The sequence below is a fragment of the Clostridium algifaecis genome (assembly GCF_017874415.1).
GTDB classification, from domain to species: domain Bacteria; phylum Bacillota; class Clostridia; order Clostridiales; family Clostridiaceae; genus Clostridium_B; species Clostridium_B algifaecis.
On record NZ_JAGGLM010000019.1, the window covers coordinates 1 to 21,636 of the forward strand.

General features: G+C 31.3%; 20 protein-coding genes and 2 riboswitches. Of the genes, 17 read left to right on the top strand and 3 right to left on the bottom strand.

Going from position 1 to position 21,636, the window contains the following annotated elements; all coding sequences use genetic code 11:
- The first annotated feature begins 169 nt into the window (after positions 1-169).
- Positions 170-279: riboswitch (TPP riboswitch) on the top strand.
- A gap of 201 nt (positions 280-480) precedes the next feature.
- From thiS to J2Z42_RS11640, 4 genes are read left to right on the top strand one after another with little or no spacing between them, the layout of a single operon-like run.
- Positions 481-675 carry a sulfur carrier protein ThiS gene (thiS, locus tag J2Z42_RS11625; RefSeq protein ID WP_209702944.1) on the top strand — a complete coding sequence of 65 codons (195 nt, stop codon included), beginning with the start codon at positions 481-483 and terminating at the stop codon, positions 673-675.
- Between the two features lie 51 nt (positions 676-726).
- On the top strand, positions 727-1,494 hold the full coding sequence (locus tag J2Z42_RS11630) for a thiazole synthase (RefSeq protein ID WP_209702945.1): 768 nt from the start codon (positions 727-729) through the stop codon (positions 1,492-1,494).
- Positions 1,495-1,513: 19 nt separating this feature from the next.
- Positions 1,514-2,623: a 2-iminoacetate synthase ThiH gene (thiH, locus tag J2Z42_RS11635; protein ID WP_209702980.1), complete on the top strand. Its 1,110-nt coding sequence runs from the start codon at positions 1,514-1,516 to the stop codon at positions 2,621-2,623.
- Entirely contained in the window at positions 2,624-3,241 is a 618-nt protein-coding gene (locus tag J2Z42_RS11640; protein WP_209702946.1) for a thiamine phosphate synthase, read from the top strand.
- Between the two features lie 59 nt (positions 3,242-3,300).
- On the opposite strand, the gene J2Z42_RS11645 is transcribed toward J2Z42_RS11640, so the two are convergent.
- Positions 3,301-4,131, bottom strand: coding sequence for a methyl-accepting chemotaxis protein (locus J2Z42_RS11645; protein WP_209702947.1), 831 nt, complete (start codon positions 4,129-4,131; stop codon positions 3,301-3,303).
- Positions 4,132-4,736: 605 nt separating this feature from the next.
- On the bottom strand, positions 4,737-5,414 hold the full coding sequence (locus tag J2Z42_RS11650; protein WP_209702948.1) for a Crp/Fnr family transcriptional regulator: 678 nt from the start codon (positions 5,412-5,414) through the stop codon (positions 4,737-4,739).
- A 116-nt stretch (positions 5,415-5,530) separates the two neighbouring features.
- On the opposite strand from J2Z42_RS11650, the gene J2Z42_RS11655 reads away from it, so the two are divergent.
- Positions 5,531-6,241 carry an ATP-binding protein gene (locus tag J2Z42_RS11655; protein WP_209702949.1) on the top strand — a complete coding sequence of 237 codons (711 nt, stop codon included), beginning with the start codon at positions 5,531-5,533 and terminating at the stop codon, positions 6,239-6,241.
- A gap of 3 nt (positions 6,242-6,244) precedes the next feature.
- On the opposite strand, the gene J2Z42_RS11660 is transcribed toward J2Z42_RS11655, so the two are convergent.
- Positions 6,245-6,532 carry a hypothetical protein gene (locus J2Z42_RS11660; RefSeq protein ID WP_209702950.1) on the bottom strand — a complete coding sequence of 96 codons (288 nt, stop codon included), beginning with the start codon at positions 6,530-6,532 and terminating at the stop codon, positions 6,245-6,247.
- A 104-nt stretch (positions 6,533-6,636) separates the two neighbouring features.
- Between J2Z42_RS11660 and J2Z42_RS11665 the strand changes: the two genes are divergently transcribed.
- The 12 genes from J2Z42_RS11665 to J2Z42_RS11720 all read left to right on the top strand — a co-directional run bounded on the left by J2Z42_RS11665 (position 6,637) and on the right by J2Z42_RS11720 (position 21,621).
- Complete coding sequence (locus J2Z42_RS11665; protein ID WP_209702951.1) at positions 6,637-7,101, top strand: hypothetical protein; 465 nt, start codon at positions 6,637-6,639, stop codon at positions 7,099-7,101.
- Between the two features lie 66 nt (positions 7,102-7,167).
- Positions 7,168-9,324 carry a DNA helicase RecQ gene (gene recQ, locus J2Z42_RS11670; protein WP_209702952.1) on the top strand — a complete coding sequence of 719 codons (2,157 nt, stop codon included), beginning with the start codon at positions 7,168-7,170 and terminating at the stop codon, positions 9,322-9,324.
- Between the two features lie 23 nt (positions 9,325-9,347).
- Positions 9,348-10,247 (top strand): fumarylacetoacetate hydrolase family protein, encoded by a 900-nt coding sequence (locus tag J2Z42_RS11675; RefSeq protein WP_209702953.1) that lies wholly within the window; start codon positions 9,348-9,350, stop codon positions 10,245-10,247.
- A 306-nt stretch (positions 10,248-10,553) separates the two neighbouring features.
- Entirely contained in the window at positions 10,554-11,558 is a 1,005-nt protein-coding gene (gene argF, locus J2Z42_RS11680; protein WP_245331605.1) for an ornithine carbamoyltransferase, read from the top strand.
- Positions 11,559-11,572: 14 nt separating this feature from the next.
- Complete coding sequence (gene carA, locus J2Z42_RS11685; RefSeq protein WP_209702954.1) at positions 11,573-12,640, top strand: glutamine-hydrolyzing carbamoyl-phosphate synthase small subunit; 1,068 nt, start codon at positions 11,573-11,575, stop codon at positions 12,638-12,640.
- Between the two features lie 21 nt (positions 12,641-12,661).
- The gene (gene carB, locus J2Z42_RS11690) at positions 12,662-15,850 is read left to right on the top strand and encodes a carbamoyl-phosphate synthase large subunit (protein WP_209702955.1); all 3,189 of its coding nucleotides are present in this window, start codon (positions 12,662-12,664) and stop codon (positions 15,848-15,850) included.
- Positions 15,851-16,201: 351 nt separating this feature from the next.
- A riboswitch (SAM riboswitch) is annotated at positions 16,202-16,311 on the top strand.
- Between the two features lie 84 nt (positions 16,312-16,395).
- Positions 16,396-16,998 carry an adenylyl-sulfate kinase gene (gene cysC, locus J2Z42_RS11695; RefSeq protein ID WP_209702982.1) on the top strand — a complete coding sequence of 201 codons (603 nt, stop codon included), beginning with the start codon at positions 16,396-16,398 and terminating at the stop codon, positions 16,996-16,998.
- An 18-nt stretch (positions 16,999-17,016) separates the two neighbouring features.
- Positions 17,017-18,705, top strand: a complete 1,689-nt coding sequence (locus tag J2Z42_RS11700) for an adenylyl-sulfate reductase subunit alpha (protein WP_209702956.1) — start codon at positions 17,017-17,019, stop codon at positions 18,703-18,705.
- Positions 18,689-19,000: a 4Fe-4S dicluster domain-containing protein gene (locus tag J2Z42_RS11705; protein ID WP_209702957.1), complete on the top strand. Its 312-nt coding sequence runs from the start codon at positions 18,689-18,691 to the stop codon at positions 18,998-19,000. The genes J2Z42_RS11700 and J2Z42_RS11705 overlap by 17 nt, the downstream gene beginning before the upstream one ends.
- 17 nt (positions 19,001-19,017) lie before the next feature.
- The gene (locus J2Z42_RS11710) at positions 19,018-20,052 is read left to right on the top strand and encodes an aliphatic sulfonate ABC transporter substrate-binding protein (RefSeq protein ID WP_209702958.1); all 1,035 of its coding nucleotides are present in this window, start codon (positions 19,018-19,020) and stop codon (positions 20,050-20,052) included.
- A gap of 20 nt (positions 20,053-20,072) precedes the next feature.
- Positions 20,073-20,912, top strand: coding sequence for an ABC transporter ATP-binding protein (locus J2Z42_RS11715; RefSeq protein ID WP_209702959.1), 840 nt, complete (start codon positions 20,073-20,075; stop codon positions 20,910-20,912).
- A complete protein-coding gene (locus J2Z42_RS11720) occupies positions 20,878-21,621 on the top strand; it encodes an ABC transporter permease (RefSeq protein WP_209702960.1) in 744 nt (247 codons plus the stop codon). Before J2Z42_RS11715 ends, J2Z42_RS11720 begins: the two co-directional genes overlap by 35 nt.
- Positions 21,622-21,636: the final 15 nt, after the last annotated feature.

Sequence of the window (21,636 nt, forward strand, 5' to 3'; positions counted from 1 at the left end):
AAAATCGGAATTTATTAATTCTACTAAAAATGCTCATAAACCTTTATAATCTAGAGGACTACCGTCCTAAAAATTTTTTAAGTGCTAAACTTCTGGTATTTTTTTAAAATTTTATATTGATTTTAATCTTTTATGTGGTAATATAAATATATAAGCTAATGACAATTTAATATGTTACAAGGAGAGGTCATGTGATGATCTGAGAGTGGAATGTTATTCCTTATCCTCATAACCTGATTTGGATAATGCCAACGTAGGGAGACGTATATCTATATATAATTTTGCTATTTTTATACACAAATTCTTCCGGAATTTGTGTATTTTTAGTTTATAGTATTATTTTATCTAGTACATCTTTAATTAGATTATGGGGAAACATTTATTTGTTTCTCTTTTTTATGTAAAGAATTTTGGCATTTTCAGGCTTGAATATAATTGTTATTTATGGTTTATAAATTTTGAAAATAGGAGGTGAAATTTATGATAGTAAACGGAGAAAATATGGAATTTAAAGATGGAATGACTGTTTCTGATCTTTTAAACAACTTGAATGTGGAACCATCTCATGTAGCGGTGGAAATTGATCTTGACATAATTGATAAAAACGAATTCAAAACTAAAAGATTGGACAGTAATTCAAAAGTAGAAATTATACGGTTTGTAGGTGGAGGTTAAAACAAATTTGTGTTTATGATTTGACAAAATTACAAAACGGAGGCTTTATTAATGGATGATAAATTAATTATTGGTGGAAAAGAATTTAAAAGCAGACTATTTATAGGTACTGGCAAATATTCTTCAGATAAATTATTGCCTGAAGTTCTAAAAAAATCAGGAACTGAGATGGTAACTGTAGCTCTTAGAAGAGTAGACATGCACTCAAATACGGGAAATATAATGGATTTTATAGGAAATGATTATACTCTTCTTCCAAATACATCAAGTGCAAGGACGGCAGATGAAGTAGTTAGACTTGCAAAACTTGGACGTGCAGCTGGATGTGGAAATTGGATAAAGATAGAAGCTATAGCAGACAACAAATATCTTCTTCCTGATAACATTGAAACAATAAAGGCTACAGAAATTCTTGTGAATGAAGGATTTGTAGTGCTTCCATACATAAATCCTGATCTTGGGACTGCTAAAAGATTGGTAGATGCAGGAGCTGCTGCAGTTATGCCTCTTGGAGCACCTATAGGTTCAAACAGGGGATTAAAAACTAAGGAAATGCTTAGAATACTCATAGATGAAATAGATATTCCTATAGTAGTTGATGCCGGTATTGGAAAGCCATCTGATGCAAATTTAGCTATGGAGATGGGAGCAGATGCAGTGCTTGTAAATACAGCAGTAGCTACAGCAAAGGATCCTGTACTTATGGCAGAAGCTTTTAAATATGCAGTAGAAGCTGGAAGAAAAGCATATATTGCAGGGCTTGGGGCTGAGAAGGACAAAGCTGATGCATCTTCTCCACTTACAGGATTCTTAGGTTAGGAGGTAAAATATTTTGGATATTGGAATATACGATGAGATAAGAAAATATGATAATTTTGATTTTGACGGTTTTTTTGATAGTGTAACAGATGAACAGATAGAGTCTATACTTCTTAAGGATAGAATTTCTAGAGAAGATTTTTTAGCTCTTTTATCACCAACTGCTGAAAAATATCTTGAGCCAATGGCAAGAAAGGCTAAGGAGATAACTCTTAGAAATTTTGGGAAAAGTATAGTTTTATACACTCCTATGTATATTGCAAATTATTGTACGAATGGATGTATTTATTGTGGCTATAATGTAAAAAATAAAATAGCAAGGAAAAAGATGAGTTATGAAGAAATAGAAAAGGAAGCTCAGTCTATAGCAAAAACTGGATTAAAGCATGTAATACTCCTCACAGGAGAATCCAAGCTGTATTGTCCTATGGAATATTTAAAGGGAGCTATTAAGATTCTTAAAAAATACTTTGATTCTGTATGCCTTGAAATATATCCACTTGATGAAGAAGAATATAGAGAACTTGTTGAGGTTGGTGCAGATAGCTTAACTGTATACCAGGAGACTTATAATGAAGAGGTATATAAAACTGTTCACTTGTCAGGAAAAAAGAGAGATTACAGGTATAGACTTGAAGCTATAGACAGGGGCTGCAGGGCAGGAATTCACTCAGTTGGTATGAGTGCATTACTCGGACTTTATAAGTGGAGAAATGAAGCTTTTTTAACTGGAGTACATGCAGATTATATTTCAAAAACATATCCTTCTGTTGAAATAAGTATGTCTGTCCCAAGGATAAGACCACATGCAGGAACTCCAATAAAAATATATGATGTTACGGATAAGAATTTTGTACAGGTAGCGGTTGCTTATAAATTATTCCTTCAGAGGGCAGGATTTAATGTTACAACAAGAGAAAATGCAAAAATGAGAAATAACCTCATACCACTTGGAGTTACAAAGATGTCTGCTGGAGTTACTACGGAAGTTGGAGGTCACTCATTGAGTGATGAAAATAAGGGAGAGGGACAATTTGAAATAGCTGATCCAAGATCTGTAGATGAAATAAAAGATGCAATAGAAAAATTAGGGTATAATCCTGTATTTAAGGATTGGCAATTCTGTTAAATGGAAAATAGAGATATTTTCAAATTAAAAGGTAATAAAAAAATAATTGCAGTAACAAATAGATATCTCGTAAAACAGGGGAGTTTATATAATGCAGTAGAGAAATGCTGCAGACTTGGTGCGGATTATATAATGGTTAGAGAAAAAGATTTAGAATATAGAGAACTTTTAAAAATTGCCATAAAGATAAAAAAGATAACTGATGAATTCTGTACTCCACTTATAATAAATGGAAATTTGAAAGCAGCTGTAGAGCTTAAAGTTTTTGGATTTCATACGGGGATTGAAAAATTTAAAAATATGGTTGAAAATAATAAAGAGGATTTAGGACTACTTAAAGCTGAAAATATAAAAAAGGGAGTTTCCATTCATAGTGTCTCTGAAGCTATAGAAGCAGAAAAATTAGGCGCAGATTATGTAATGGCAGGCAATATATTTGAGACAAGCTGCAAGGTAGGATTAAAGGGTAGAGGTCTGAAATTTATAGATGATATAGGTAATAGCATAGGAATACCTATAATTGCTATAGGAGGAATTAACTCTTTAAACATTCAATCAGTTTTATTAAACACTAAAGCGGCAGGTGCAGCAATAATGTCACAGGCTATGTCAATTTAAAATATTATATATTTAAAAATTAAGCTATCATACATGAATATGTGTGGTAGCTTAATTTTTTACTCGGATAATTTATTAAGCTTGTCTATTAATATTGTTAGACTGTTTATAGAAGAATTCAATTGTTGTATTTGTGAAAGCTGTTCCTTAAATGTATCAGAAGTAGAATTTATATCGGTAGATATGTTGCTTATGGATTTTTCTATTTGCTTTAGTGTTGAATTTATTTGGGAAGTTGATTTATTACTGGAACTTGATAATTTTCTTATTTCATTTGCAACTACTGAAAAGCCTCTTCCATCTTTACCAGCTCTTGAAGCTTCAATCGCAGCATTTAGTCCTAAAAGATTTGTTTTTGAAGATAGATTCTTTATAAAATCAAGTATTTTATCTGTGTTTTTAGCTTTTTCAGTAGTATCATTTACTTCTGACACTATTTGTTCAGTTAAATTCACAGATTTTTCTATTCCAGATGTAATTATCTTGGAAGCTTCAGATATATTATCAATGGATTTGGCTAATATATGGGAAGCTTCTAAAAATTCATAATGTCTTTTTAAACTTTTTACTAACACTATACTTCCTATTATCTTATTGGTATCCTTTACAGGTATGCCAATAGCTTTTATTTCTATTCCAAAAGTTTCTTTTGGAACTATTGTTACAATTGGTTTTCCGGCTTTTATGCATTCGTAAGCTGCTCCTTTCGGCCTGAGAGGGTCTCCAGATTTTGCATTCATGTGTATGTTTTCACTATTTACAACTTTTATAAAATTGCTGGTTGTAGACATAGTAAAAGCTATTTCTTCATCAAAAAAATAGTGCATATACGGCATCAATGTTTCAAAAGATTTCTGAAGTTTGTTTTGAACTTCAATATTTTGTTCCATTATTTATACCATCTCCCAATTTTAAATTATAGTGTTAGTAATGTAAGATCTAATATAATTTTATGATTTTATGATTTATTTGTCTACTAAAAAAATTTAATAAGTAACATTTATTGATTTAATTAATATTATATAAGTATAGAACACAAGATAAAAAAGTAGAGTACCTATAAATATTAAAGATAATAAGGGGGGATCTTTTATGTCACACAGATGTTGCAGGGGTTCAGGATCAGGTAGAGAGGTATTGATAATAGTAATTTTATTAATATTATGCTGTGGTATTAGATGCTAGAATATAATGCCAATTTACTGCTAGATTATGAACCAAATTACTAGAGGAGGGATTTATTCCCTCTTTTGTAGGAAATAAATTTTACCAAAGATTAAAAATGATTTAACTTAAAATATTTGGATGATAAGGGGGGATCTTTTATGTGTAAAAGACGTGGTGGAAATGAAATAATAGTAATAATAGTAATCTTATTATTATGCTGTGGTTGTGGATGCAATAGATAATATAGCAAATTAGTAACAGATTATGTAATAAGTAGTATTAAGATGGAAAACGATGAATTTCGTTTTCCATTTTTACAAAAATTAGTTTAATATAGTAAATTATACATAGAGTTTATGTCTATTATGGTTATTATGTTCTTATTCATGTGAATTAAGTTTTCACGCTCCATATTTAAAAGTTCCCTTGAAAGAGAAGGTCTTGGAATGCCCAACTGTTCAGCCAGGCTTTTTTTTGTCATGTCCAATTTTATTGTCAATTTATTTTGAACTTTGTATTCGTCTAAAATAAAATAAGTAATCTTTTGTCTTATAGTCTGATAAGATATATTTTTTAATTTTTTATTTAACATAAGTATTTTATTGGATAATAGCGTCATAAAATTTTTCAGAAAAATAGGAGCCAGATTGCACAGCTTTAATATGTTTGCTTTTGATATAAACATCACGGTGGAATTATGTGATGAAATTATAGTGGACGGGTAAGTATTTTTATTTGAAAATACTACAACTTCACCAAATATATTACCTTCTCTTAATACACCCATTGTAATTGATTTGCCGGAAGCGTATATTCTTTGAACTTCTACATTCCCTGAAAGTACTATTCCAATACTTGAACAATTTGAACCTTCAAAAGCTATTACTTCTTCTCTGGAATAATTGCAAATAGTATAGTTTACTTTATTTAGAAAATTGTCTATATCATCTTCAGTAAAATCTTTCATCAGTATGCATTTTTTTAGTGGTTCTATGAATTTATTCATAAATTAATCCTCTGCACAATAATTTTATTTTTAATTTTATAATAAGGTAACATAAGTTACTGATTATATTAAATTATTTTATTATAATAATCATATAAAAACAAGGAGGGAAAATTATGATAAGAAAAATAGTTAATATAGATAAAGAAAAATGTAATGGATGCGGTTTGTGTGTTAATGCATGTCACGAGGGTGCTATAGAACTTGTAGATGGAAAAGCAGTACTTATAAGCGATGAATACTGTGATGGCCTTGGAGATTGTCTACCTGAGTGCCCTACAGGAGCAATAAACATAATTGAAAGAGAAAGTAGTGCTTACAATGAGGAACTGGTTATGAAGAAAAAGGATATGAAAAAGAGTGAAAATATTGAACAAAAAATGCCATGCGGATGTCCGGGAACAGCAGCTAAAAGTATAAAAAGAAATTCAGTAGTTAAAGTCAAAAATGAGCATCAGGTATCAGAGCTTAGACAGTGGCCTGTACAATTAAAACTTATAAATACCAGAGCACCTTATTTGAAGGAAGCAAATCTTTTGGTTGCAGCTGATTGTACTGCATATGCGTATGCAGATTTTCATAGGGATTTCATCAAGAACCATATAACGGTTATTGGATGTCCAAAATTAGATGATATTTCATATTATGAAGATAAACTTGCTGAAATTATAAAGAACAATAACTTAAAAAGTATAACTGTAATTAGAATGGAAGTACCATGCTGTGGTGGAATTGTAAATGCAGTAAAAAATGCTATGTTAAAAACTCAAACTATAATTCCATATAAAGAAATTGTAATATCTACTGAAGGAAGTATCCTAAGATAGAAATTAATTTATTCTTCTGGATGTAAGGTCCTGTATACTTTTTATAAGTTTATTCTTTTTATCTATGGAATTTTTTATAGTTGATATTTTATGAACAATTTCTGTATTTTTTTGATTTACAGCTTTTAAATCTATTTTTAGTTTATTTATTTGGGCAGTTTTGTCTTTTATTATACTGGAATACATATTGTCAATAATTTTCTTTTGTTTGAAGAATTTATTAAAATAATTTATACTTGATATTATAAAGTTTTTAATATTTTTTATTGCCGATTTATGTTTAGTAATCATAGTATCACCTATATATGATTGTATATGAAGATGGAAGTATTAACAAGTATTGTTGTAATATTTTTATATTTTATTTATTTGAAAATTTCGAAAGGAAATGAAATATGTATAATATAAGCAATATGTTTTCAAAGTTTTTATTGGACTATGATAAGTCAAAAAAGAGCAAGATAAAAAACTTAGACAGCAGAATAAATGAATTAAATACTAAAATTGAAACGCAGGGGAAAAAATATAATGAAAATTTAAGCCTTATGGAGAATATCAAAAAAAAAGAAAATGAATTAGATAAAACATACAAATTACTTATAAAAATATTAAAATCACGAGGTATAATATTTCAAGTCAATGCAAGAAATCTTATTGTACAGGAATGGCAGAATTTATATATAAACAAAGCTAATGGAAATTATAATCTGGTAGATAAGGAGTCGAATATTATATGTGAAATTGGAAACAATTTTCATGATTTTATAAGTCACATACTTAAAAATTATAGTTATAGTGTACTTGTTATAAGAAAAGATGAATATTTTATTACACTTCAACTCAGGATAATTGAAAAATGAAAATTTTCAGATATCAAGTATGCTATAATATTTTTATAAAAAATTATTTTTAAGAGGTGTGAATTATTGACTCAGGATGCATTGAAAGTGCTGAAAAAATATTATGGATATGAGAGCTTTAGAGAATCCCAGGAAAATATAATAAATAGTATACTTGATAAAAAAGATACACTTGCAATAATGCCTACAGGGGGAGGAAAGTCTATATGCTATCAAATTCCGGCACTTCTATTTGACGGAATTACGATTGTAATTTCTCCTCTGATTTCACTTATGAAGGATCAGGTAGACAGTATAAGAGATTTAGGGATAAAGGCTGATTATATAAATAGTTCCTTGAATCAGAGTGAACTGTCATCCATAATATCAAAGCTAGAGCAAAACTCCATAAAAATCTTATATATAGCTCCGGAGAGACTTGAATCTATGAATTTTTTCAGACTTGTGAAAAATATGTCCATATCACAGGTAGCTGTTGATGAGGCTCATTGTGTATCACAATGGGGACATGATTTTAGAAGCAGCTACAGATACATATGGAAGTTCATAGAAAGTTTGAATAAAAGGCCGGTGGTTACAGCTTTTACAGCCACTGCTACACGGGAAGTCAGATCTGATATCATAAAACAGATAAGGTTAAGGGATCCTGCTGTATTTATATCCGGTTTTGATAGAAAGAACTTAAGAATAAATTGTTTAAAAATAGGTGATAGATTTTCTTATTTACTAAATTACATATTGGAAAATAAAGAACAAGCTGGTATAGTTTATGCTTCTACAAGAAAAGAAGTTGACAGCATTTATGATAAACTTCTTAAAAATCATATATCTGTAGTTAAATATCATGCAGGATTATCCGATAATGAAAGGAAAAAGAATCAGGAGGATTTTGTATACGATAGAGCAGATGTAATTGTTGCTACAAATGCTTTTGGAATGGGCATAGATAAATCCAATGTAAGATATGTAATCCATTATAATATACCAAGAAATATAGAAAGCTATTATCAAGAAATAGGCAGAGCGGGACGTGATGGTGAAAGCAGTGAATGCATACTTATGTTTGCTCCTCAGGATGTAATTACCCAGAAATATTTAATAGAAACGAGTATACAATCAGAGGATAGGAAGCTAAATGAATATAAAAAACTTCAGCAGATGATAGATTTTGTCCATTATAATGGATGCCTTAGAAAATATATTTTAAATTATTTTGGAGAAGAAGTAGAGTATGATGAATGTGGGAACTGCAGCAATTGCATAAGTGAAGGTGAATATGTAGATAAAACCATAGATGCTCAAAAGGTACTGTCATGTGTATATAGAATGAAAAGAGATTTTGGCGTAAATATGATAGTAGATGTCTTGAGGGGTTCATCTCAAAAAAAGATTATTCAAAACAGATTTAATGAATTGTCTACCTATGGAATAATGAGAGAATATTCTAAAGTTGAGCTTTCTAATTTTATAAATACTCTTATAGCACAAGGACATATATCTTTAAAAGAGGGAGAATATCCTACAGTGATTTTGAATAATGAATCAATAAAGATTTTAAAGGGACAGGAAAAAGTTGTGCTGAAAGAGAAAATTAAGGCTAAGAAGATAAGTGTAAATAATGATCTCTTTGATGAGCTTAGAACTCTTAGAAGAGAGATAGCAAGTGAAGAGGAAGTACCTCCATATCTCGTATTTTCAGATAGTACATTAAAAGAACTTAGCAGCAGATATCCATGTAAAGAAGATCAGATGCTTGATATATCAGGCGTAGGTGAGCTCAAGTTAAAAAAATATGGAAAAATGTTTTTGGATAAAATTAAGGATTATGTTGAAAAAAATAATATAAATGTAAACTGGGCATTTGAGAAAGAAAGTAATTCTTTTAAAAATGAAAGTAGAAAAAGTGATAAGCTTAGGACTCATGAGATAACTATAAACATGATTAAACAAAATATGGGAATACTGGAGATAGCAAAAAAACGCCATCTTACGATAGGTACTATATTGACACATATTACAAAATACTTTGAAGAGGGAAAAAGTGAAAGTTTAAATGTAGATTTTCAAAATGTATTCAGTGAAGAAGAGGAAAAGACAGTACTTTCAGCAGTAAAAAAAGTTGGAATTGAAAGATTATACCCAATTAAAGAATTGGTTCCTCAAGAGATAAACTATGATAAAATAAAAGCTGTGATAATTAAAAACTATGTTTTAGCCAGATAAAATTAATTTTGGAGGTGTATAAATTGAAGTTAATTACTTATTTAAAAGGTAAGGAAGAAAAAATAGGAGTTCTAAAACAAAATTCTGTGGTTGATATAAAGTGTATATTAAAAAAAATGGGAGAAAAAAATCTACCTGAGAGTATGATAGATTTTATAAAGTATTCAGATGATTGTAAATTAAAAAAGATAGATGAATTTTTAAAGAATGAGGACATAGAGGCTGATTCTTTAGATTCTGTTAAAATTGAAGCACCTATACCTTATCCTGAAAGAAATGTTTTTTGTCTCGGCAAGAACTATGTGGAGCATGCAAGAGAAGTAAAACTTACTAGAATAACTGGAACTGATATTCCAAAGCAGCCTATATATTTTACTAAAGTTGCATCACCTGCTATTGGAAATGGAGATTTTGTAAAATTTTCTACAAAAGTCACAAAACAGGTGGACTATGAGGCTGAACTTGCGGTTATAATAGGAAAAGAAGGAATAAACATAAAAGCTGAAGAAGCAGAAGACTATATATTTGGTTATACTATAATAAATGATGTTTCAGCAAGAGATCTTCAGGGAAAACATGTGCAGTGGTTTAAGGGAAAAAGTTTGGATACATTTTGTCCAATGGGACCATGTATAGTAAATAAAAGCGATATACCTTTTCCTGTGGAGCTTAACATAGGATGCAAGGTAAATGGAGAGGTAAGACAGAAATCCAATACTAAAAAACTTATTTTTGATATACCTTATATAATAAGTGATTTGTCAAAAGGTCTTACATTAAAACCTGGAGATATAATATCTACAGGCACACCAAATGGTGTTGGAATGGGATTTAACCCTATAAAAATTCTCAAAAATGGTGATGTGGTAGAATGTTTTATTGAAGGAATAGGAACTTTAACAAATAAAATTTTGGAGATTTAGGCTGCAGCGTTAAGCTGCACTTTTTTTATAGAAAAAATTATTTTATATGAATATTTATTATTTTTTACAGGCAAATGTATAAAAAATTTTACTATAATACCAATCTGCATATTAATAAGCATATCTGAAGTATTACAAGTAAAATAGCCGTAATAAGCAATTATTGAGTTTAAAAATTAAAAATATATTTTAAAATCGTATTGAATTTTTATGAATATAAATGTATAATTATAAAATATATTATAACTTATTAAAAAAATAATAGGAACTTGTTTATATAAATAATAATTTTGGAGGTAATACATTATGAATTTTCAAGGAAAAAGCTTTTTAACATTAAAAGATTTTACAGCGGAGGAAATTGAATTTTTCTTGGATTTAGCAAGTAAGTTAAAAATAGAAAAGAAAAGTGGCAAACAGAAGAAAAGGTTGCAGGATAAAAATATAGCACTTATATTTGAAAAACAATCACTAAGAACAAGATGTTCCTTTGAAGTAGGTGCACATGACATGGGGGCACAGGTAACTTATATAAATTCATCCGAGTGTCATATTGGAAATGAAGAAGCACTAAAGGATACTGCAAGGGTGCTCGGGAGAATGTTTGACGCTATAGAATATAGAGGATTTTCACAGAGAAATGTAGAAACACTTGCAAAATATTCAAAACTGCCTGTTTGGAACGGACTTACAGATGAGGATCATCCAACACAGGTACTTGCAGATTTTTTGACTATAAAAGAACATATAGTCAAACCATTAAATAAAGTGAATTTCGTATATATAGGTGATGGCAGAAATAATATGGCCAATGCTCTTATGATAGGAGCTTCTAAGATGGGTATGAACTTTAAAATAATTACTCCAAAAGAGCTCTTTCCTGATTCTAATTTAGTTGCAGAATGCAAGAATATAGCTAAAAGTTCTGGAGGAAATATCACTATTAGTGAAGAAATATATGAAAATGTTAAAAATGCAGATGTCATATATACGGATGTATGGCTTTCTATGGGAGAAAGTGATGATTTGTGGAAGTCAAGAATAGATCTTCTTATGCCATATCAGGTAAATAAAAAATTAATTGAGGCTTGTGAAAATAAAAAAGTTAAATTCATGCACTGTCTTCCAGCCTTTCACAATAAGGATACAGGAATTGGAAAAGACATATATGAAAAATTTGGTCTTTCAGCTATCGAAGTTACAGATGAAGTATTTGAAGGAGAAAATTCTATAGTGTTTGATGAAGCTGAAAACAGACTCCATACTATAAAAGCAGTTATGGTTGCAACTTTAGGATTTGACAATATTTAGAAAGAAGGTATACTATGAATTCTATTTTATATTTGGAAGACGGAACTGTATTTATGGGGGAGGCCATAGGTAAAGTAGGCATAACTGTAGGAGAATTGGTTTTTAATACATCAATGACAGGATATCAGGAAATACTTACAGACCCATCCTATAGTGGGCAGGTAATAAATATGTGTTATCCTTATATAGGAAATTATGGAATCGACCACAAAGTAAACCAGTCGGATAAAATTCAGGCAAAAGGGATAGTAGTTAAGAATAGGTATAACAACACCTCTCATTATTTAAGTGAGGACAGCTTTGAAAATTTTCTTCTAAGAAATGACATAGTTGGAATAAGCGGTGTTGACACAAGAAGTGTGACTAAAAAGATAAGATCCCACGGTACTATGAAATGTGTAATATGCAGCGAAAATGAGTCTATATATGAAATAAAAGAATTATTAAATTCATATAAATATACCAATTTAGTAGAAGAGGTCAGTACAAAAACTGTAAAACATATAAAAGGCAGCGGACCAAAGGTGGCTGTTTTGGATTTTGGAGCCAAAAGAAATATAATAAGAAATTTGATGAATAGGAATTGTGATATAACTATTTTCCCATATGATACTAAGTATGATAATATCATGGATATAAATCCAGATGGAATATTGCTTGGAAATGGACCTGGAAATCCTAAAGATTTAGAAAAAATAATGCCTGATATAAAAAAAATTATAACAAGTAGGATACCTGTATTTGGAATATGCCTTGGGCATCAACTTATTTCCCTTGCATTTGGCGGAGATACGTACAAAATGAAATTTGGACATAGAGGTGGAAATCATGGTGTATATGATAGAGATATGGATAAAGCCTTTATAACTTCTCAAAATCATGGATATGCAGTTAAGGAGAACAGTCTTAATAAAAAAGATATTGTAGTAACTCATATAAATTTAAATGATAATACAGTAGAGGGAATAAGACATAAGAGCTTACCTGTATTTACAGTACAGTTTCATCCAGAAGGTTGTCCAGGACCAACTGATACAGCATATTTATTCGATAAATTTTTAAAATTCATGACTTTAGTATAAATAACGAGGAGAAGTGATAAAATGCCATTACGAGATAGCTTGAAAAAAATTTTGATTATAGGCTCGGGTCCTATAATAATAGGTCAGGCTGCGGAATTTGACTATTCTGGAACACAAGCATGTGAAGCTATAAAAACAGAAGGTATAGAAACTGTACTTATAAACAGTAATCCTGCAACTATAATGACAGATAAAAATATAGCAGATAAAACTTATATAGAACCACTTACAGTTGAAGCTGTAGAAGAAGTAATTAAAAGAGAGAGACCGGATGGAATACTTGCTGGCTTCGGAGGACAGACTGCACTTAATTTGGCTATGGAACTTGATAGACTCGGAATACTTGAAAAATATAATGTGGAGCTTTTGGGAATAAAAACAGAATCCATAAAAAATGCTGAGGATAGAGAAAGTTTTAAAAATTTAATGGAAACTATAGGAGAGCCTATAGCAACAAGTGCAATTGCTACAAATCTGGATGAATGCAAAAAATTTCTAGATAAAGTAAGTCTTCCAATCATAATAAGACCTGCATATACCTTAGGCGGAACAGGTGGAGGCATTGCAGAGAGTTATGAAGAATACATGGAAATATGTGAAAATGGTCTTGAACAAAGTCCTATACATCAGATATTAGTCGAGCAAAGTGTAGCCGGATGGAAAGAAATTGAATATGAAATAATGAGAGATAAAAAAGATAACTGTATGGTTGTGTGCAATATGGAAAATATTGATGCTGTTGGAATTCATACAGGAGACAGCATAGTAGTGGCACCATCACAGACATTAAATGATAAAGAATATCAGATGTTAAGACGTTCTGCACTAAAGATAATAAGAACCCTTAAAATAGAAGGGGGCTGCAATGTACAGTTTGCACTTGATCCTAATAGTAATAATTATATAGTAATCGAGGTAAATCCAAGAGTAAGTAGATCCAGTGCCCTTGCATCAAAAGCAGCAGGGTATCCAATAGCAAAGATTGCAGCAAAAATTGCAATTGGTTATTCTCTGGATGAACTTAAAAACTATGTAACGGGAAATTCAAGTGCATTATTCGAACCTGCACTGGATTATTGTGTAGTCAAAATACCAAAATGGCCTTTTGATAAATTCAAAAAAGCGGAGAGAACTTTGAAGACTCAGATGAAGGCTACAGGTGAAGTCATGGCTATAGATAGAAGCTTTGAAAGCGCACTTTTAAAAGCGGTTATAAGCCTTGAAGGAAAGATTATAGGCTTAAAGCTTGATAAGCTTGAAAAACTCAGCATGGATGGCATAATTAAAAAGTTAAAATTGCAAGATGACGAAAGAATATTTGCTGTAGCTGAGGCTCTCAGAAAAAAAATGAGCATAGATGAAATTCATAATATAACTAAAATAGACAAATGGTTTATAAGCGGCATAAAAAATATAGTGGATATGGAAAACAAGCTTCTTAAAAGTGTGCCTGGTGTGGATCTAATTCAGCAGGCTGAACTCATGGGATTTACTGATGAATATATATGCAAGCTTATAGGTATAAAGCTTGATGATTTAAAAAAGCTTAGGGAAGTAAATGGTATAAAGCCAGTATACAAGATGGTAGATACCTGCAGCGGAGAATTTGAGGCTAAAACTTCATATTACTATTCCTGTTTTGATCTTGAAAGCGATAATGTGGTTTCAAATAATGAAAAAATACTAGTTATAGGTTCAGGACCTATAAGGATAGGTCAGGGAATTGAATTTGACTACTGCTGTGTAAATGGAGTCTGGGCAATAAAAAAAGCAGGAAGGGAAGCTATTATAATAAACAATAATCCCGAAACTGTAAGTACGGATTTTGATACTTCCGACAAGTTGTATTTTGATCCTCTTTATATAGACGACGTAATGAACGTAATAAATGAAGAAGGGGTAGAAGGTGTAATAGTACAATTTGGAGGACAGACAGCACTTAATCTTGCTAAAAAATTAAATGATAGAGGAGTTAATCTTCTTGGAACTTCTTTTGAATCAATTGACCTGGCTGAGGATAGAGAAAAATTTAGAATACTTCTAAAAAAATTAAATATAAATTCACCTATAGGAGGTTCTGTAACAAGTATTGAAGAAGCTTATGAGCTTGTTCGTGAAATAGGATATCCGGTTATTGTAAGACCTTCGTATGTAATAGGCGGCAGGGCAATGAAGGTCGTATATAATGACAGTGAATTATCTAGATATCTTAAAGAAGCAGTAAATTTATCCAAAGAATATCCTGTACTTGTTGACAAGTATATAATTGGAAAGGAAATTGAAGTAGATGCAATTTCAGATGGTAAAGATCTTATAATTCCAGGAATAATGGAGCATGTTGAAAAGACAGGAGTACATTCAGGAGATAGTATGGCAGTTTATCCAACATTTGATCTTGAAGATGATGTACTTCAAAAAATAGAAGAATATACAGTTAAAATAGCAAGAGCATTAAATGTAAAAGGACTTCTAAATGTTCAATATGCGTATGATGGAGAAAAAGTATATGTAATAGAGGTAAATCCAAGAGCATCAAGGACAGTTCCTATTTTGAGCAAGGTTACAGATATACCTATGATAAAGATAGCTGTTGATATCATGCTTGGTAAAAAAATAAAAGATTTTGGATATGAGCAAAATATGTATAAAAAGAGTAAAATATTTGCAGTTAAAATGCCTGTATTCTCAAGCAATAAATTACCTGGAGTTGATGTCGCACTTGGACCTGAAATGAAATCTACAGGTGAAGTACTTGGTGTAGATTTTGTAAAAGATAATGCTGTATATAAGGCATTCAAGGCAGCGGGAATCAATATATTGAAAAGCGGAAATGTTTATGTTTCAGTAAATGATGTAGATAAAAAGGAAGCAGTTACTGTAGTTAAAAAATATGAATCTTTAGGTTTTAATATTTTTGCATCTTCGGGTACCTATGAATTTTTAAGGAATAATGGAGTAGTATGCAAAGAACTTAGCATAAAAGATGCAATAGAAGATCTAAAGAAAAAGGAGATAGATATAGTAATAAATACTCCGACTGTAGGTTACATTAGTGGCACACCTGGCTTTGATTTGAGATATACTGCACTTGTACACGACAGACTTATATTTACATGTTTGAACACGGCGGATATATATACATCATCTGTGATTTTGAAAAAGAATGGTACAAAAATACAATATAAATCCATGGCAGAATATTTAGGATAAAGATACAAAAATTTAAAATTATATTGTTGACAAATTAAGTTTTAAAAAGTATAATTAGGACAATGTTAATTTAATAAATTAATACTATGACTAAGAGAAGTATATTATGGAGTCTTTAAGAGAGAAATCTTATTTGGTGGAAAAGATTTTAAGATTAAGTAATAGAAATTGCACTTAAGAGTACTTAAGCTGAAATTAGTAGGTTTATGCGGAGACGTTCGTTAAAGCGTTATAATATATATGAGTTGTTGCATGAAGATGTATTTATATGCAATAAACAGAGTGGAATCGTGGAAATACTTCTGCCTCTGTAAAGAGGACAGGAGTGTTTTTTGTATATATTAGATTATATTCTTATCAAGAGAGGTGGAGGGACTGGCCCAATGAAACCCGACAACCGGCATTCTCATTCGAATGTATCGGTGTTAATTCCTACGGAATAATTTTTCGAAAGATAAGAAAAACCGGTCAGTTGGATAATATTATTTTTGTAACCAGAAGCCGTTTTTCTTATTATAGAAAAACGGCTTTAAATTTTGGAAAATATGGGAGGTTATTATTTGAATAGAAAATCAACCAACATATTCTGGCATAAAATGCAAATTAATAGGGAAAAAAGAGAAGAATTACTTGATCAGAAGGGAATACTTATATGGTTTACAGGACTTTCTGGCTCAGGTAAATCAACTGTGGCGTCTGCACTTGAAAGTAAATTATATGATATGGGAAAGCTGACGTATCTTCTGGATGGTGATAATGTAAGATATGGATTAAATTCAAATCTTGGATTTACAAAGGAGGACAGAAGTGAAAATATAAGAAGAATATCAGAAGTGTGCAAATTATTTGTTGATGCTGGACTTATTACTATAGCTACTTTTGTATCGCCTTTTAAAGAAGACAGGGACAGGGCAAGAAAATTACTTGGAGATGATTTTATAGAGATATATGTAGATTGTCCTCTTGAAGTATGTAAAAAGAGAGATCCAAAAGGAATTTATAAGAAGGCAATAAGTGGCAAAATAAAGAATTTTACAGGAATAGATTCCGAGTATGAAGTACCACATGATGCTGAAATTACAATATCAACACATATAAGTAGTTTAGAGGATTGTGTAAATAAAATATTGAACTATATAAATTTATAATGCAGGGAGGGTTCATGAATGAAATTGAAACCTAATATTTTGTCTGCCGATATACTTATAATTGGAGCCGGCACAGCGGGATGTTTTGCAGCAATTGAAGGGGCAAAATTATCTGAAGCAAAAATAATACTTGCAGAAAAGGCCAATATAAAGAGAAGTGGATGTCTGGCAGCTGGCATTAATGCACTCAATGCATATATAAATGAAGGAGAAACAGCGGCTTCCTTTGTAGATTATGTAAGAAGAGAATTTAATGGAGTTGTAAGAGAAGATTTGGTGTATACAGCGGCCCAAAAGTTAAATGAGGTTACACATAAAATAGAAAAAATGGGTCTTCCAATTTTGAAGGATTCAGAAGGAAAATATGTAAGGCGGGGAAAGAGAAGTATAAAGATAAATGGAGAGAATATTAAGCCTATACTTGCAAAGGCAGTAAGTGAAGAAAAAAATATACAGGTAATAAACGGAATAAACATTATTGATTATATATATAAAGATGAAAAAGTTATAGGAGCTTATGGGTTTTCCGTTCATGAAGAAAAATTCTTTGTCATATACTCAAAAGCTGTTATATGCACTACTGGCGGAGCAGCTGGAATTTATAAACCTAATAATCCAGGTTTCTCAAGGCACAAGATGTGGTATTCTCCATTTAATACAGGAGCAGGATATGCCATGGGAATAAGAGCAGGTGCCGAGATGACTACTTTTGAAATGAGATTTATTGCATTAAGGTGTAAGGACACTATAGCACCAACAGGCACTATAGCCCAAGGAATAGGTGCTGTACAGGTAAATAAAGATGGACAAGAGTATGTAAAAAAATATGGAAAGACAACTACTATAAATAGACTTTATTCTACGGTAATGGAAAATGAAAATGGCAGGGGACCCTGCTTTTTAAACACAAAACATATTACCAAAATGGAAGAAAGTGATCTTTTAAAAGCGTATTTAAATATGGCACCAGCCCAAGCACTCAAGTGGATAGACAGTGGAAATATGCCATCTGTAAAAAATGTAGAAATTGAAGGCACGGAACCATATATAGTAGGAGGACATACTGCCAGTGGATACTGGGTGGATACAAACAGACAGACTACACTTCAAGGTCTTTATTCAGCAGGTGATGTAAATGGAGGAAGTCCTAAAAAATATGCTACGGGATGTTTTGCCGAAGGAGAAATAGCGATGCAGTCTGCAATAGGCTATATTAAAGATGTTGAAATTAGTGATCTGGATGATGAGACTATTTATAATAAACTAAAAGAAGTTAATAAGTTCTTTGAAAATAGCAATAGCTTTTATACAGTAGAACAGTTAGAAGAAGCTATGCAGAAAACTATGGATGAATATGCCGGAGGAATATCTAAGAATTACAGGTACAACAATAAAAAACTAAATATTGCGGAAAACAGAATAGACGAAATTATCAAAATAGTAGACAAATTAAGTGCAAAAGATTGTCATGAACTTTTGTTTATATATGAGTTGATTGACAGGCTTTATGTATGTAAAGTCATCATAGCACATTTAAAAGCAAGATGTGAAACAAGATGGAAATGTTATGAAGAAAATGCTGATTTTCCACTTAGAGATGATGTTAACTGGCTTAAATATGTTAATTCTGTTTATAAGGATGGAAAGGTAAATATTATATTCAGAGATATAGTTAGAAAGGATGAGACATATGAGCATAAAAATTGACAGCGATAAATGTATAGGGTGCTTTAGATGCATGAGTGTCTGTCCGGGAAACTTAATATATAAAAACCGTGAAGGAAAAGCATATATAAAATATGAAAAAGATTGCTGGGGATGTACAGCCTGTGTTAAAGAATGTAAAAATAACGCTATTAACTATTATTTGGGAGCAGATTTAGGAGGAAATGGAGCTTATCTGTATACAACTCAAAATAAGGAAGAGTTAAAATGGCACATAAATAAAGATGGAAAAGAAGTATTAATAAACACAAATAGAAAAGAATCAAATAAATATTAAAATTAGGAGGCATTAAAATGAAAATTAAAAGAATAGCATTATCTTTAACAACAGTATTGATTTTGGGGTTATTTTCTGGATGTGGAAATACGAAATCCGGCGAAAATAGTAGTAATACTGTTACTATAGGATTTTTCCCTAATATAACTCATTCACAAGCATTAGTTGGAAAACAGAAGAAAAGTTTTGAGAAAGCATTTGGAAATAATGTAAAAGTTGACTGGAAACAATTCAATGCAGGTTCATCTGAGATAGAGGCATTTTTAGCAGGAGCAGTAGATATAGGATATATAGGACCTGGACCGGCTATTAATGGATATACCAAATCAAAGGGTGATGTGCAGATAATTGCAGGAGCGACAGATGCAGGAGCAATACTTGTCTCAAGAAAAGATGAGAAGATAAAAAGTGTAAAAGAACTTGCAAATAAAAAAGTAGCAGTACCTCAGTTTGGAAATACTCAGGATTTATCACTCAGAAATTTATTACAGAAAAATGGACTTAAAGATAAGACAAAAGGTGGAAATGTAGAAATAGTACAGGCAGATAATCCTGACATAAAAACTCTATTAAGCAGCAAACAAATAGATGCGGCGCTTGTACCTGAGCCATGGGGATCAAGATTAGTTGTAGAAACTGGTGCGAATGTTGTACTTGATTACAAAGATATTTGGAGAGATGGAAAATATCCTACAGCTGTAGTACTTGTAAGAAAAGAATTCTTAAAGGAACATCCTGATCTTGTAGATAAATTCTTGAAAACTCATATTGAGCTTACAAATTATATACAGAAGAATAGCAGTGAAGCAAGTAATGTAGTGAATGATCAAATTTATAATTTAACGAAGAAAAAGCTTTCGAAAGATGTGCTAGATCCTGCATTTAAGAGGATAACTACTACCAATGACCCTGAACGCGATGCTACACTTGAAATGGTGAATTTGTCAGTTAGTACAGGATTTATTAAAGAAAAACCTGATACAAAAGATCTTATAAATTTACAGCCACTTAATAAGGCACTAAAAGAAAAAGGAGAAAAACAGCTCCAATAAATCTATAGGGAGGATTAAAATTGTCATTAACTATAAAAGGTATAAGTAAAAAATTTGTTACAAAGACAAAACAAACTTTAACTCTTGATAATATAAATATTTCATTTAATGATGGTGAATTCATATGTCTTTTAGGACCTTCTGGTTGTGGTAAATCTACTCTTTTAAATATAATTGCAGGGCTTGAAAAACCTACTGAGGGGAAAATTTTTTTAAATGATAAAAAGGTAGACGATGTAGGTGTAGACAGGGCTATGATGTTCCAGGACTCGGCATTATTTCCATGGCTTAAAGTAATAGACAATGTAGAATTTGGAATGAAAATAGCTGGAGTACCAAAGGAAGAAAGAAGAGAAAAAGCAATAAAATATTTGAGGATGGTTCACCTTACTAAATTTCAAAATTCATATATACATGAATTATCAGGTGGAATGAGACAGAGAGTTGCCCTTGCCAGAGCACTTACGCTGGACTCAAAGGTTCTTTTAATGGATGAACCTTTTTCAGCACTAGACAGTCAAACCAGGAGCATACTTCAAATTCAGCTTCAGAGGATATGGATGGAGACTAAAAAAACTATAATTTTTGTAACTCACAATGTAGAAGAGGCCGTACTTTTAGCTGATAGAGTTGTAGTTATGGCTGCTAATCCTGGAAAGATTAAAGGAGAATTCAACATAAAACTTGCAAGACCCAGAACAATTGAGAATACCGATTTATCTTATATAGTAGCACAGGTAATGAAAGAACTTAAAGAGGAGGTGGAAAAGGTTGCAAAAGCTGAGTACGATAGTGATTGGAGTATTGAAGAGGGTAATATTTTACATGATCCTGATAATAATATGGGAAATGGTATATAAAATAGGTGTAAATGTACTTGGAATATGGAAAGCATATACTTTCCCATCACCTATAGATGTGGCCAAAACTTTGATTAAACTTATAGGTGATAATACGCTCGCAGTAGCAGTAGCTATTAGTTTAAAAAGACTTATAAGTGGATATTTTATATCACTTGCAATAGGTCTAATTGTTGGACTTTTAATTGTAAAATACAAATATATCGATGAAAATTTCAGTTCTCTTATACTTGGAATGCAGACTCTTCCAAGCATCTGCTGGGTTCCTTTTGCAATTCTTTGGTATGGACTAAATGAAAAGGCAATATTATTTGTAATTACAATTGGGTCTACCTTTGCTATAGCAATAGCTACAGAGTCTGGAATTAAGAATGTAAATCCACTCTATGTAAGAGCTGCAAGAACTATGGGAGCAAGGGGATTAAAACTTTATAAAAATGTAGTAGTGCCTGCAGCTATGCCGTCTATTATAACCGGTATGAAGCAGGGATGGTCTTTTGCGTGGAGAGCACTTATGTCAGCTGAGATGATGTCGGCTACAAAAGGACTTGGACAAGTTCTTATGGTAGGAAGAGACCTTGCTGATATAAGTCAGGTAATGGCGGTCATGATTGTCATACTTGTTCTTGGATTGGTTTTTGATAAACTTATATTTACAAAACTTGAAAAGAATATCAGATATAAATGTGGACTTGATACAAGAGCATAATTTAAGGGAGGAATA